Source organism: Enterococcus sp. DIV0691, assembly GCF_051711145.1.
In the GTDB taxonomy this organism is placed as follows: Bacteria; Bacillota; Bacilli; order Lactobacillales; family Enterococcaceae; genus Enterococcus_B; species Enterococcus_B hirae.
Map to the genome: position 1 here is coordinate 2,365,596 of NZ_JBIOLY010000001.1, position 13,773 is coordinate 2,379,368.

Below are 13,773 nucleotides of genomic sequence, written 5' to 3' on the forward strand. Positions count from 1 at the left end.
GATGAAACAATTTGCTTCTAAAGAAGAGGAAAAGTTATATTATGAACATGAAGCAAGTGAAGCTGATTTTCTTGACTGGTATCAAAAGCAAGAACGCCCAGAATATGACAAACCTTCTTTGACTGTTGATATCGTGTTGATGTGTTACAACAAGGAAGAAGACCAGTTAAAAATTTTACTGATCCAAAGAAAAGGGCATCCCTACCGAAATTCATGGGCTTTACCAGGTGGTTTTGTCCAAAAGAATGAATCCACTGGTGAAAGTGTCTTACGTGAAACCAAAGAGGAAACGGGTGTCGTGATTTCTCAGGAAAATATTGAGCAGCTACACACCTTCAGCACACCGAACCGAGACCCTCGAGGCTGGGTCGTGACTGTCAGTTACTTGGCTTTTATTGGTGAAGAACCGTTGATTGCTGGTGACGATGCAGAAGAAGTCCGATGGTTTACCTTGACACGCCAAGGAAACAAAATCCATCTAACGAGTGATGAAGTTGCTATTTCTTTAGATTTACTGACAAGTGAATCTTCTGGCAAAGATACTTTAGCATTTGACCATAGTGAGATCATTACGAAAGCATTTAATCGAGTGACAAATAAAATGGAACATGAACCACAAGTCTTACAAGTATTAGGTAAAGATTTTACGATCACAGAAGCCCGAAAAGTATTTGCCAAATTTTTAGGGATCGATTTTAAAATGATTGATCATTCAAATTTCAAAAAAGCGATGCTGCAATACTTTGATGAAATTGGTGAACGACCAGTAGGAATCGGGCGTCCATCCAAGATTTATCAGTTGAAGCCTGGAAACTATGAATAAGGTGAAGATTTCAGAAAGCTGAAATACCAAAGATTTTTATTGGATTTTTCTGCAATCAGCAAATACCTGAGCAATTACCCATTAATGACCATCTGATGGATAAATACTTCTCATAAATAAGCCGAAGAATTACACAAAAGCAATGCTTTTGGTGTTCTTCGGCTTATTTTAGAGGTTAGCCAGAAAGGTCATTACCTCTTTGTTTGGTTTATCATAATTAGTGAGCTTTTCTTGAGAAGAAAATTCCTAGAAACAAAAACAGCAAGTGTTTTTTATCAACAAGGCGATCCCTAGCGCTCCTACCAGTTCATTTATTCAAAAATCACTTGTTTCCCGATTTTTTCTAGTTCTAGACTTTTTTTAATCACTAAAGGATCGGTTTGTTCATTCATATTGATCAAAATCAACGTTTTATTATACCAGTTTGCTTTATACCTCAGCTTAGTCACTAATTTATACCAATCTTGAAGTGAGAAGTCTGACAAGAAAGTTTCATTAGGGACAGCTTCTACAAACAAATAGTCATAATAACGAATCAATTTGCCAGATAACTGTTCCAAATAATTTTCTTTTTGAAATTTTTGTTTTAAATAAAGATCCATTACTTTACGCTTTTGTTTTTGATAGTTCTTCGATCGTTCCAAACGAGCTTTTCGTTTCTGAGCTGCCCGTCCCTTAATCCCTAATTTTCTCTTAGCCAGCTGCATTTCTTTTTCAGTTTTTTTCAACAATGGTAATGGTACATCAACTGGAGAGGATGTCTCGATTAGTTTTTGCGGATCATAAGCCACACCGATCCAACGACGAGACTCTGTTATTTCTTTCGCTGAAACCTCACAGAGTAAAGAAACATAAAAAGCTTCATTATAACGTGAGGAGATCGTCGCTGAACGAATCTCTCCTTCGATTGGTCGATGGAGGTTTACCTGAATGAGTTCTTTCTGTTTTGGCAGTTTTAGATACTTATCTTTCAAATAAATAGTGCCTTTTTGATTATTTGTTGTATAAGACTGCCACATACTTTTTTTATTTTTCAATTTTGGAAAACTGGCACGTTTTTTAAAATAATTACGAAACGCACGATCTAGATTTAGTTGTGCATTCGCAAGCGCTAAGCTGTCTGCTTTTTTTAAAAAATCATATTGCTTTTTTAAAGAAGCAGGAGTCAGTGTATAATCGATGACACCTGTTTTAGCGTAGCTTTCCTGACGGGCTTTTAGTAAGTGGTTATACGTAAAACGAACACAGCCAAAATTTTGAACAAACCATTGCTTTTGTGAAGCCGTGGGATAAATTCGGAATTTAAAGGCTTTTAGCATCAGCACTTACCTCCTAAGACGTCACAAGTAAGCTCGCTTCTTTTTGCCGTTTCAATTTTTTTGCGTAATAAGCCACTTCTTGCTCTGTCGCATAGACAAAATGCTCTGGGGCAATTTCTCTTAATGTCCGTTTTTGCCCGTCTTCTGGTTCTGGTTGATACTTGATTCTTTTCCGTTGTCTTTCATGATCGGGATCTGGTAGTGGAATTGCAGATAATAAACTTTCCGTATAAGGATGAACGCCATGATGGTAAATCTCATCACTTGTTCCCATTTCCAATAAACGACCGTTGTGCATGACACCGATCCGATCACTGATATGTTTGACCATGGATAAATCATGAGCAATGAATAAGTACGTTAGTTGTTGTTGTTTTTGCAGATCCTGTAATAAATTGACCACTTGTGCTTGAATCGATACGTCTAAAGCCGAAATCGGCTCATCACAAATAATAAAACGAGGGTTAACTGCTAAAGCACGTGCAATCCCAATCCGTTGTCGTTGTCCACCTGAAAATTCATGAGGATAACGTGTACCATGGCTCGGATTCAATCCTACCGTTCGAAGAAGCTCATCTACTTTTTCTGAACGTTCTTCTGGAGACTTGACCAATCCATTGACATCGATCCCTTCTGCAATGATGTCACGAACTTTCATTCGGGGATTCAATGATGCATAAGGGTCTTGGAAGATCATCTGAACCTCACGGCGAAACTTAGCCATTTCTTGTTTTCCTTTTAGCTTGGTGACATCTTTTCCGTCAAAGAAAATCTCGCCATCGGTCGGTTCATTTAAGCGAATGACTGTCCGCCCAGTGGTTGATTTACCACTACCGGATTCACCAACTAAGCCAAAGGTTTCCCCTTCATAAATATGAAAGCTAATATCATTAACTGCGTGAACTTCATTTTTCTTTCCAATATTGAAATATTGTTTTAGACCATTAACCTCTAGCAGTTTTTTTGGCATTCGTCATCCCTCCATTCGCTTTTTGCTTTTCTTCAAAAATCGCCCAACGACGTTTGATTTCTTCAGGTGGCTCTACTTTTGGTGCTTGAGGTGCTAAAAGCCAAGTTGCTGCTTGATGTGTTTTTGATAATTCAAAAAATGGTGGTTCTTCTTCTGCATCAATCTGCAAGGCATATTCATTCCGTGGATAAAAGGCATCGCCTTTAGGTGGGTTCAATAAATCAGGTGGTGAACCCGGGATCGCATAAAGTCGTTCATTCGCACTATCTAAGGTCGGCATCGAACCTAACAAGCCCCAAGTGTAAGGATGTTGCGGATGATAAAAAATTTCTTCCGAGGTACCGACTTCAATGATCTTTCCGCCATACATCACCGCTACCCGATCCGCTACATTTGCTACTACACCTAAGTCATGTGTGATGAAGATAATCGAGGTATCGATTTTCGTTTGGATTTCTTTTAGCAGTTCTAAAATCTGGGCTTGAATCGTAACATCTAATGCAGTTGTTGGTTCATCAGCGATCAAGATCTCCGGGTAACAGATCAACGCAATCGCAATGACGATCCGTTGCCGTTGTCCTCCTGAAAATTGGTGAGGATAACTGTTGATCCGTTTTTCAGCCTCAGGAATCCCGACTAAGTTTAGTAATTCCAATGCTGCTTTTTGTCCTTCTTTTTTCGAAACTTTATTGTGTTTTCGCAAGGATTCAGCCACTTGTTTCCCAATCGTCATCGTAGGATCGAGAGAAGTCATTGGATCTTGGAAAATCATTGCGATTTCTTTCCCACGAATTTTTTGCATGGCTTTTTCTGATTGATCGACAATATTTATTCCTTTGAATAAAATCTCGCCCGAATCGATCGTAGCATTACTTGATAACAATCTCATGATACTTCTGGTAGTGACTGATTTCCCACTACCAGATTCTCCAACAATTGCTAGAGTCTCGCCTTTGTTTAAATGAAAATTGACACCACGGATCGCTCGGACTTTCCCAGCGTACGTATCAAATGAGATTTGCAAATTTTTAACTTCAAGAACTTTTGTCATATTCCTCACTCTTTCATTTTAGGGTCAAAGGCATCACGTAATCCGTCCGCTAGTAAATTGAAGCCGATCATGATAACAGATAACGTTGCCGCAGGGATCCATAATAGATATGGCAGGTACAAGAAAGTTTTATAGCCATCACTCAGCATTGTTCCCAATGAAGCAGATGGTGGCGTTAGCCCCAAACCAATGAAACTTAAAAAGGCTTCAAAGAAAATTGCCGATGGAATACTAAACATCATTTGAATAATGATTACACTGGAAATGTTCGGTAAAATGTGTTTGAAGGCAATTTTCAATTTCGATTCACCTAATGTCATACCAGCTAACACATATTCTTGATCTTTCAGTTTCAGGGTTTGCGCTCGAACGATACGAGCCATCGGAATCCAGTTCGTGATCGCCATTGCTGCCACGATGGAAAAAATACCTGGTTCAAAAACAACCAACATTAAAATCATGACTACCAGATTAGGAATCCCAGATAAGATCTCTAAGAAACGTTGCATCCCGTTGTCGATTCGTCCGCCTAGCAGACCAGAAATCAGCCCATAAGCAACACCGATCGTCACATCTAATAATGCAGCAATAAAAGCGATCAGTAAGGAAATTCGTGTTCCCATGAATAGACGACTTAATACATCACGTCCTAGACCATCCGTTCCTAAAAAGAAATTCACATTTGCTGGAACATTTGCTTGGGCATATTTATCGACTAACTCACCACCAACCATCGCTTTTCCATTCAATCCATCGATATTTAACCCTGGAATACGTGGGGGTAGATTGATGTAATCGATATTTTGTGCCGTTGGGTTGTGTGGCGAAACAAAGATCGTAACGATCGAGATCAAAATGATCACTGATAGTAAAATCATCGAAACGACTGCAGCTTTGTTTTTCTTTAAACGTCGCCAAGAATCTTGAATGAAATTTAGCGATGGAGCTGCAATTTGTTCTCGTTCTTCTTCAGTGTTTTTTTGTAGCGGAAGAAATTTATCTGCAGGAATATCTGCTATTGTTTCATAACGTTTTGGTATCAGTTCCATCTAGCTTCGACTCCCTTCTGAAACACGGATTCTTGGATCAACTAAACCATACAGCAGGTCAACGACTAAAATCACAAAGATCAACATAAATGAGTAAAGGATCGTTACTGCCATGATCGTTGGATAATCATTCGTCGTGATCGATTTAACGAATTGCTCACCAATACCAGGGATAGCAAAAATATTTTCGACTACTAACGAACCAGTCATCAAAGCAACTGCTAACGGCCCTAACAATGTCATTAATGGGATCAAACTATTACGAAGACCATGTTTAAAGGCGATCTCCCAACGGCTTAATCCTTTGGCTCTCGCTAATTCCACATAATCGCTGTGTAATACTTCGACCATTTCTGTTCGGATAAAACGAGCTGAATCGGCTAAAGGTGACATAGCCAATGCAATGGTTGGAAGGATCGTATAAATGAAGCCGTCCCATTTAGCAATCGGCAGTACATGCAAGCGGATCGCAAAAATATATTGTAATAAGACTGCAAAAACAAAGTTAGGGATCGAGCGACCCAAAATAGCAACCAACGTGGAAGAAGTGTCTGCCCAAGTGTTTTGCTTCATTGCTGAAATCGTTCCTAAGATCGTACCGATCACTGTTCCAAAAATAATCGCTTGTAGTCCTAGTTGTAATGAAGGTCCTACTCTACCAGCTAATAAATGAGCAACAGGCTGATTTTTAAATTGGAACGAGATACCGAAATCTCCTTGAAGTAAATTTGACAAGTAAATACCATATTGGACGATCACAGGTTTATCCAGTCCAACTTGTTGATTCAACATAGCGATCGTTTCAGGACTCAAGCGCTCTTGGTTGGTATAAGGTGTTCCTGGTAATAATTGCATTAAGAAGAACGTGATTGTGGCAATCAACCAAAGCGTAATGGCCATAAAGAAGACACGTTTCAATACATATTTTAGATAACTATTCACTAATGTTTCCCCCTAGCTTTTGACTTCTGACAAATGTTTCGCTACATTATTAATGAATGAACCAAAGATAAAGGAGCAAACTGATGAAAAAGAAGTCTCTTCCCTACCTGATTGCTGGTGTCTTGATTCTCCTGATTATTGTAAAAAATAGTTTGAATCATCAACTAACACTCACTCAATTATCAAATGATTTATTTTTATGTGCGATGCCGTTTTTGATTATCGGCGGATTTTTATGGGTTTTTTCCTCGGGTTTCTTTGATCATTTTCAACGATCGATCTATTTAGCCCGAACAAGAAACCGCAAGAAAAAACCAGAATTTTCTTCACTCTCGTCTGCCAGCTATGGTATGTATACCTTTTGGCTGATCATTGCCGGAATCTTGCTTGCTCTTTCTATCGTGCTGGTGATTTTTTCGTTTCTATGATACGTAACCTTTAAAAAGTGGAGAGAGATTAAGACAACTGTCTTAATCTCTAGTCCGCTTTTTTTGTCTTAATGTTTGCCTATTCTTCTACATAAGTCCATTTGTAATCCCATGAAGCTCCTGCAGCGTGGTGGACAATTCCTTTGACTTTTTCATTGACTAAGTGTCCTTCTGCTTTTTGGTAAACTGGGATCACACCCATATCGTCTGACATGATTTTAGTTGCTTCTTGTAGATCCGCCCAACGTGCTTGCTCATCGCCCGCATCTTTATTCCCTGAGTCATCTACTACTTTGTCGTAGTCCGCATTACTCCATTGTCCGCGGTTATAAGAGTTACCTGCAACAAATAGGTCCGTAAAGCTGCTTGGATCAGCATAGTCTGCTGCCCAACCGCCTAATACAGTATCAAAATCACCTGAAGACGAACGGTCTAAACGAACAGAGAATGGGACTGGTGTTGGTTTAACTTTTACGCCATCTAAATTTTCTTGGATTGAGTTTTGGATATACTCGATCACTTTTTTCGATGCATCATCATCTGAAGCCATCAAATTGAATTCAAGGGAATCAATGCCAAGTTCTTTTTTCGCTTTTTCCCAATATTCTTTTGCTTTGTCTTTATCGTAAGAAACAAGTTTGCCTGCTTCTTTCGCAAAATCTTCATTTGTTTCTGGATTTTTAGACATGTCCGCTGGGATCAAGCCAGTCGATACAACCGATCCATCTCCTAGAACTTGTTTCACTAACGCATCACGATTGATTGAGTATGAAATAGCTTTTCTTAAGTTGACATTTTTAAATGGTGAATCAGCTTCACGTTGGTTCAACTCAATATAGCTCGTACGTGCTTCTTTGACTGACGTATAAGCTGGATCATTCGCATTTTGTTGAGCGAGTTCCCCTGAAAGGATGACGTCATCTGCTTGACCGTCTTTAAAAAGATTCAATGCTGTAGAAGATTCTTTGACCACGCTAACTTTGATTTCAGATAACTTCACTGCATCTTTATCCCAATAATTATCATTTTTCTTGTATGACCATTCAGTATCTGTCCCTGGTCCGTCAAAATCTGTTAAGGTAAACGGTCCATTGTATACTGCTTTATCACTTGCTGAAGCATAAGCATCACCGTTTTCTTCCACTACTGATTGTTTTTGCGGGAAGAATGATGGGAAAGCAAGTAAATATTGGAAGTATGGCGTTTGTTTCGTCAATGTGATTTCTAATTCATGATCGCCTACTGCTTTGATTCCTAATTCTGATTTATCTTTTTTGCCTGCTGTGATTTCTTCTGCATTCGCTACTGGAGCAAAAAGATACGCATATTCAGAAGCTGTGGCAGCATCCACTGTACGTTGCCAACCATAAACATAATCAGCCGCAACTACTGGATCACCATTGGACCATTTAGCGTCTTCACGCAATTTGATCTTGTAAGTCAACCCATCTTCACTAACTTCTGCCAGTTCACTCGCTCCTGCTGGTTGTGGTTTACTATCCTTATCTAAACGATAGATTCCCTCATACACATTATTTAATGCAGTAAAACTAATTGTATCCGTTGCTAACGATAAATCTGCTGTTGGCATTTCTTGAGGTACGACTAAATTGAATACTCCGCCTCCATCTGTAGAGTTGCCACTCGCTGAATTACTACTTTTTGTATTTGCACTTCCGCCATAACAGCCTGCAAGTACCAGCCCACTCAAGGCTACAACACTAAATGCCCATTTCTTTTTCATTTCCCTTACCCCTTTTGTCGAAATTTTCAGAATAATTAGTTTTTTCTGAGTTGTTTAAGAGTTTAATGAATAATTATTAAAAAAGCAATACTTTCTTCTCGGTTTTTTTTAAAATAATGTCATTATAGTGAAATATTTATTGTTCTTTTCTGAAAATACACTTATTTTATAAGGTTTTATTTCTACTTGATAAAAAAATAAAATAATTTTCATCAAAAAAAAATAAATCGTAAAAACAGCTATAATGTTCGGATTTAGCTCATAAAAAGATTATAATTTTTTATTCTAACAAAAAAACACTAATACTAGAGAACAAAATGGATCGTTCATTTCTCTAATATTAGTGTCTTAATTTATTCCGTTGGCTCTCTTTTGGCCACTCGTTTTGCTAACCAAATATCAGGTTGGTTCCACCCATTCGCATCTGGGATCACACCGATAATCTGATAGCCAAGTTTCTCATAAAATGTATAGGGATGATGATTGATATTTTTGATTTCTTGTAACTTTGCAAAGGTATCTTCAAATAAATCCGTTTCAACTAAATTTGTTTGTCCTTCAACATCATCTGTCCCTAGATAGATGACCAGGCCGCCATATGAAGCAACTTCTTTTTCCAGGTAGGAAACCAATCGTGTTCCGATTTGTTGTTTACGATGTGCGCTTGCTACTACCAAAGGATGTAACTCCCACCCTGTTTTGCCATATTGAGGGATCGCTCCAACAAAACCGACCAATTCCTCCCCTTCAATCGCCGATACAGCAATCCGTTCTGGAGCCATCAACTGTTCGACTTCTTTCATCGGCTCTGTCCCATACTCATCAGGCCAAGTCAATCTTAAAAGATCTGCAAGCTGATCTCGCAAGACAATATTCTCACGATCAAACTCACTGATAATCATCGCTATCCCTCCCTTTTCTGCCTATTTTAGCAGTACTAGAAAGAAAAAAGAAAAGTTTATGCTTAAGGTCGTGAAAAGAAAGGTCGTAAAAACATCGGGTAGCTCCGATGACAATAAGAAAGAATTTTTTGAAACAGCTGTGCTAACTGACATTTCAAGAATAAATTGATGAACTATCATTTCTTATAAAAATTATTAATTTACTAATAGACTCCAATCATTAACAAATAGCTTTTTCATCCATGGCTAAATAAATAGTATTATGATTAGGATCAATAACAACCCTTTACAAACAATCATGCAACGAATCACTAACGAATGGGACAGATTAGGAACATTGGTTTCCATTCAATCCCCTCACTTGCATAAAAAAGGATTCAATGATTATACGCATCAGAATGTATGCAGAATTACTAAATAATAGAGGAGTCTTATGAAGGATCGGAAACTGTTACTATTTTTATCATTATCAATCATCTCAAGTCTCGCTGTCTTGAACGTGACAAAAGATATTCTGTAAGGATTATCTTGTTTCGTTCTCTCTTGGATATTGTATGGCATTGGGATGAACCGCAAGAACAAACAGTAAATTGAGGTTCTAAGAAAACTCAGCAAAAGACGACAAAGCATAAGGCTTTGTCGTCTTTGTTGTTTCTTCTCCATGGATGTTGGATATTAGCTAATGCTATTTAGTCGTTGCTTTTTCTTTTTTCATTTGTTTACTCCGTAATTGACCACACGCAGCGTCGATATCTGTACCGTGTTCTTTACGGATCACGCAATTGATACCATTCTTTTTCAATACATCATAAAATTTCAGCACATCTGCTTTAGGACTTCGAGAGTATTGGTCATGTTCACTGACTGGATTATAAGGGATCAAATTCACATACGTTAATTTCTTTTTGTCTTTTAATAGATCCGCTAATTGTTGTGCATGCTCCGGACGATCATTGACCTGATTCAACATGATGTATTCAAACGTGATTCGTCGATTGGTTTTTTCAAGATATTCATCTACTGCAGCCATCAATTTTTCAATTGGGAAACTCCGATTGATCCGCATGATGGAGGTCCGAATCTCGTTATTTGGTGCATGTAATGAGATCGCTAAATTGACTTGCAACCCATTATCAGCAAATTCTTTGATCTTATTTGCCAAACCACTTGTTGAAACAGTAATGTGTCGTGCGCCAATTGCCAACCCTTTGGCATCATTGATGATATGTAAGAAGTTCATGACATTATCATAATTGTCGAACGGTTCGCCAATGCCCATCACAACCACATGGGACACTCTTTCTCCTTCTTGTCGTTCATCAAAATAGTGTTGAACCATCATGATCTGTGCCACGATTTCTCCAGCTGTCAAATCTCGATTCTTTTTTAACAGCCCACTTGCACAAAAAGTACAACCAATATTACAGCCGACTTGTGTCGTCACACATACAGATAATCCATATTCTTGTCTCATCAAGACTGTTTCGATCATATTTTTATCTGGTAATTCAAATAGATATTTGACTGTGCCATCCGATGCTTCTTGAGCCACTATTTGTTTTAACGGATTGATCACAAACTGATCCGTTAACTTTGTTATCAAGTTTTTTGACAAGTTGGTCATTTCGGAGAAGTCTTTGACACGCTTTTGATAAAGCCATTCCCACACTTGGGCGGCACGGAATTTTTTTTCGCCGTTTTCTAAAAACCAATTGGTTAATTCTTCGATTGTTAAACCATAAATGGATTGTTTTTCCAAAATCGTTTCCCTCTTTTTTTCAAAGTATCGCTACATACTATAACTGATTCTCACAACTAATGCAATAGTTCACAAAACAAAGATACTAAATCTTAGGCTGTTTATGGATGCTCCTCCTTTTTTAGCTATCGTTTTTTTGATTTTTATGAATAAGTGATCAATCTCATAAAAAAACCGAAGAACACCCAAAGTTATTTTTGGCGTTTCTTCGGTTTCATTGTTAGAACTGACAAGCACATACGCACTTTTTCTATGTTTCGTGATCCGTTGGCATCATATCCATTGGTTCTTCAACTTGCTCAATGAAGACTTTTCTTGGCTTACTTCCTTCTGAAGGTCCTACTACGCCATGCGCTTCTAATTCATCGACTAAGCGTGCTGCCCGATTATAACCAATTCTAAATCTTCTTTGCAATAATGAAATACTTGCTGTCTGCATTTCAATGACAAGTGCTTTAGCTTCTTCAAATAATTCATCTTGTGGTTGTTCTGCGGTACCGCCTGATTCTACTTCATCAGAAGGCATCATTTTTTCTTCATAATGTGCTTCTTGTTGATCCGTTACGAAGTTGACCACTCGTTCTACTTCGTGGTCAGAAATAAACGCACCTTGAACCCTTATCGGTTTGTTTTCACCCATTGGTAAGAAGAGCATATCCCCACGTCCGAGAAGCTTTTCCGCACCGTTGGAGTCAATGATCGTACGTGAGTCCGTCCCACTAGAGACTGCAAATGCCATACGAGAAGGAACATTTGCTTTGATGATCCCTGTGATAACATCCACACTTGGACGTTGGGTCGCTAAAATCATATGGATTCCCGCTGCCCGTGCCATTTGTGCCAAACGAATAATAGCATCTTCGACTTCATTGCTGGCAACCATCATCAAGTCAGCTAATTCATCCACGATCACCACGATAAATGGCAAGGTAGGATGTTTCGTTCCATTTTCCAAGTTTTTTTGTTGGACAAATTCATTATAACCAGTAATATTTCTAACACCAGTAGCAGCGAATTTTTCATAACGTTCTTCCATTTCTTGAACGACTTTCTGCAACGCTTGAGCAGCTTTTCTCGGGTTAGTCACAACTGGCGTCAAAAGATGAGGAATCCCATTGTACATGTTCAATTCCACCATTTTGGGGTCGATCATCATCAATTTGACTTCATGGGGTTTTGCTCGCATCAAAATGCTGGTAATGATCCCATTGATTGCTACCGATTTCCCACTACCTGTCGATCCGGCTACTAATAAGTGAGGCATTTTAGAAAGGTCTGCGGTTTGGACTCGCCCAGAAACATCTCTTCCTAATGGCACTTCTAACAGCTTATCTGGATGATTGGGTTGCGCTTCGATGATTTCTCTAAATGACACCATGCTGATCTTGCTATTCGGTACTTCGATTCCGATCAATGATTTACCTGGGATCGGTGCTTCCATCCGAACATCTTTAGCCGCTAATGCTAATGCAATGTCATCCGTTAAACTGACGATTTTACTTACTTTGACACCCACTGCTGGTTGGACTTCAAATTTTGTCACAGAGGGTCCTAAACTTGCTTTAACAACTTTCGCATCTACGCCAAAACTTTGAAAAGTTTGTTCCAAGACTCCGATATTTTTCTCGATTTTTTTATACTCGTCACTTTGATCCGTCGTTTTTACTGAATCGAGTAAATCGATTGACGGTAATTCATAATCTTGATTTTCCTGCTCTGCTTCGATTTCAAATTCTAATGCTGTGCCATCATCTTCTAAGCTCTCTGCTTCTAACGGTTCAGATGCAGTAGGCGTTGTGACCGTTGGCTCTGCTTTTGGCATATCCATTGTCGCAGATGGGACAGTTCCTTGAAAACTATCGATCGGTACAAAACTGAGTTGTTCGGGTTCATCATCTGCTATTTTTTCATAAGAAGGCGCAGACTTTGCTTGTTGTTCAGCGGAACGACGTTTTTCCAGCTCAGCAATCTCAGCTTCTGCCGCTTCTTTTGCTGCTAATTTTTTCTCTTCTCGTGCTTTCGCTCGTTGCTTTTGCCGTTCTTCTTTCGCCGCTTGTTTCTTCGCTTGCTTTGCAGGATCTCCTTCCAGCAGTTCTTGCATTCGTTCTCCCATCACTTGCAAGCTATTGACTAATTGATAGCCTTCGATATTGCTAAATAAAATTGCACCACTTATTAATAATAAAATGGCAACAAAGTAACTACCAGGTTGAGCAATCAAGAAATACGTAAAATTATAGAGTGCTGCTCCAACCATCCCACCACCAACATTACTGCTGACTCGAGCATGCTGGATGTCACTTGCTAACAGATCCCAAGTGGTTCCTAGAATGTTTGGTTCGCCACTATGGAGTTTTCCGAATAGATGGGCATGTAAAAAGAGAAGAATTCCTAAGTAAAAAAGAATGCCTCCAAACCACCGACGGCTTTTACCGATTTTAAAATCGGTATTTTTTACAACGACCCAAAAACCTAAAATAGCTAATAATATACAGAGAAGCTGATAAGTTTTCCCTGCAATGATCCGAAAACCATTTGCCACTAAAATACCTAAAAAACCTAGTTTTAAAAAGCCAAATACGGCAAATAAGATCAATGCAAATCCGATACTGATCGCAAGAAGTTGTTCCTGCTGCTGTTGTTGCTTTTTCGTCTTTTTCTTTTTCTTTGCAGGACGTTTTTTCTTTGCCATTTTTATCCCTCATTTCATCAAGTTCCATTATACAAAAAAAAGCGAGGGAACAAAAGTTTTGTTTCTAAGTTTAAAGTTTTTCTTTTCGAACACT

11 protein-coding genes are annotated in these 13,773 nt (G+C 38.7%); 2 read left to right on the forward strand and 9 right to left on the reverse strand.

The window, feature by feature from the left end; translation table 11 throughout:
• The first annotated feature begins 1 nt into the window (after window position 1).
• Entirely contained in the window at window positions 2–823 is an 822-nt protein-coding gene (locus IGJ11_RS10885) for an NUDIX domain-containing protein (protein ID WP_010737158.1), read from the forward strand.
• A 311-nt stretch (window positions 824–1,134) separates the two neighbouring features.
• Here the strand turns inward: IGJ11_RS10885 and IGJ11_RS10890 are convergent, their stop codons facing one another.
• From IGJ11_RS10890 to opp3b, 5 genes are read right to left on the reverse strand one after another with little or no spacing between them, the layout of a single operon-like run.
• Window positions 1,135–2,142, reverse strand: coding sequence for an RNA-guided endonuclease TnpB family protein (locus IGJ11_RS10890; protein WP_034700625.1), 1,008 nt, complete (start codon window positions 2,140–2,142; stop codon window positions 1,135–1,137).
• Window positions 2,143–2,155: 13 nt separating this feature from the next.
• Window positions 2,156–3,112: an ABC transporter ATP-binding protein gene (locus IGJ11_RS10895; RefSeq protein ID WP_010720784.1), complete on the reverse strand. Its 957-nt coding sequence runs from the start codon at window positions 3,110–3,112 to the stop codon at window positions 2,156–2,158.
• Window positions 3,087–4,163 (reverse strand): ABC transporter ATP-binding protein, encoded by a 1,077-nt coding sequence (locus IGJ11_RS10900; RefSeq protein ID WP_207431606.1) that lies wholly within the window; start codon window positions 4,161–4,163, stop codon window positions 3,087–3,089. The genes IGJ11_RS10895 and IGJ11_RS10900 overlap by 26 nt, the downstream gene beginning before the upstream one ends.
• Window positions 4,164–4,168: 5 nt before the next feature.
• Window positions 4,169–5,212, reverse strand: a complete 1,044-nt coding sequence (locus IGJ11_RS10905; protein WP_010737155.1) for an ABC transporter permease — start codon at window positions 5,210–5,212, stop codon at window positions 4,169–4,171.
• The gene (opp3b, locus tag IGJ11_RS10910; protein ID WP_010720787.1) at window positions 5,213–6,154 is read right to left on the reverse strand and encodes an oligopeptide ABC transporter permease; all 942 of its coding nucleotides are present in this window, start codon (window positions 6,152–6,154) and stop codon (window positions 5,213–5,215) included.
• 83 nt (window positions 6,155–6,237) lie between these two features.
• On the opposite strand from opp3b, the gene IGJ11_RS10915 reads away from it, so the two are divergent.
• The gene (locus tag IGJ11_RS10915) at window positions 6,238–6,582 is read left to right on the forward strand and encodes a DUF3899 domain-containing protein (RefSeq protein WP_010720788.1); all 345 of its coding nucleotides are present in this window, start codon (window positions 6,238–6,240) and stop codon (window positions 6,580–6,582) included.
• Between the two features lie 79 nt (window positions 6,583–6,661).
• On the opposite strand, the gene IGJ11_RS10920 is transcribed toward IGJ11_RS10915, so the two are convergent.
• From IGJ11_RS10920 to IGJ11_RS10935, 4 genes are all read right to left on the reverse strand, one after another.
• Window positions 6,662–8,326, reverse strand: coding sequence for a peptide ABC transporter substrate-binding protein (locus IGJ11_RS10920; RefSeq protein ID WP_010720789.1), 1,665 nt, complete (start codon window positions 8,324–8,326; stop codon window positions 6,662–6,664).
• Between the two features lie 353 nt (window positions 8,327–8,679).
• Window positions 8,680–9,228 (reverse strand): aminoglycoside 6'-N-acetyltransferase, encoded by a 549-nt coding sequence (locus tag IGJ11_RS10925; protein ID WP_034700626.1) that lies wholly within the window; start codon window positions 9,226–9,228, stop codon window positions 8,680–8,682.
• Window positions 9,229–9,913: 685 nt separating this feature from the next.
• Window positions 9,914–10,987: a 23S rRNA (adenine(2503)-C(2))-methyltransferase RlmN gene (gene rlmN, locus IGJ11_RS10930; protein ID WP_251849716.1), complete on the reverse strand. Its 1,074-nt coding sequence runs from the start codon at window positions 10,985–10,987 to the stop codon at window positions 9,914–9,916.
• A gap of 250 nt (window positions 10,988–11,237) precedes the next feature.
• The gene (locus tag IGJ11_RS10935) at window positions 11,238–13,679 is read right to left on the reverse strand and encodes a DNA translocase FtsK (RefSeq protein WP_207431605.1); all 2,442 of its coding nucleotides are present in this window, start codon (window positions 13,677–13,679) and stop codon (window positions 11,238–11,240) included.
• Window positions 13,680–13,773 lie beyond the last annotated feature (94 nt).

What these genes read in the sequence shown, in the direction of transcription:
- IGJ11_RS10885 (WP_010737158.1), top strand. Translation starts at nt 2, where the DNA reads ATGAAACAATTTGCTTCTAAAGAAGAGGAAAAGTTATATTATGAACAT.
- IGJ11_RS10890 (WP_034700625.1), bottom strand. Translation starts at nt 2,142, where the DNA reads ATGCTAAAAGCCTTTAAATTCCGAATTTATCCCACGGCTTCACAAAAG.
- IGJ11_RS10895 (WP_010720784.1), bottom strand. Translation starts at nt 3,112, where the DNA reads ATGCCAAAAAAACTGCTAGAGGTTAATGGTCTAAAACAATATTTCAAT.
- IGJ11_RS10900 (WP_207431606.1), bottom strand. Translation starts at nt 4,163, where the DNA reads ATGACAAAAGTTCTTGAAGTTAAAAATTTGCAAATCTCATTTGATACG.
- IGJ11_RS10905 (WP_010737155.1), bottom strand. Translation starts at nt 5,212, where the DNA reads ATGGAACTGATACCAAAACGTTATGAAACAATAGCAGATATTCCTGCA.
- IGJ11_RS10915 (WP_010720788.1), top strand. Translation starts at nt 6,238, where the DNA reads ATGAAAAAGAAGTCTCTTCCCTACCTGATTGCTGGTGTCTTGATTCTC.
- IGJ11_RS10920 (WP_010720789.1), bottom strand. Translation starts at nt 8,326, where the DNA reads ATGAAAAAGAAATGGGCATTTAGTGTTGTAGCCTTGAGTGGGCTGGTA.
- IGJ11_RS10925 (WP_034700626.1), bottom strand. Translation starts at nt 9,228, where the DNA reads ATGATTATCAGTGAGTTTGATCGTGAGAATATTGTCTTGCGAGATCAG.
- IGJ11_RS10935 (WP_207431605.1), bottom strand. Translation starts at nt 13,679, where the DNA reads ATGGCAAAGAAAAAACGTCCTGCAAAGAAAAAGAAAAAGACGAAAAAG.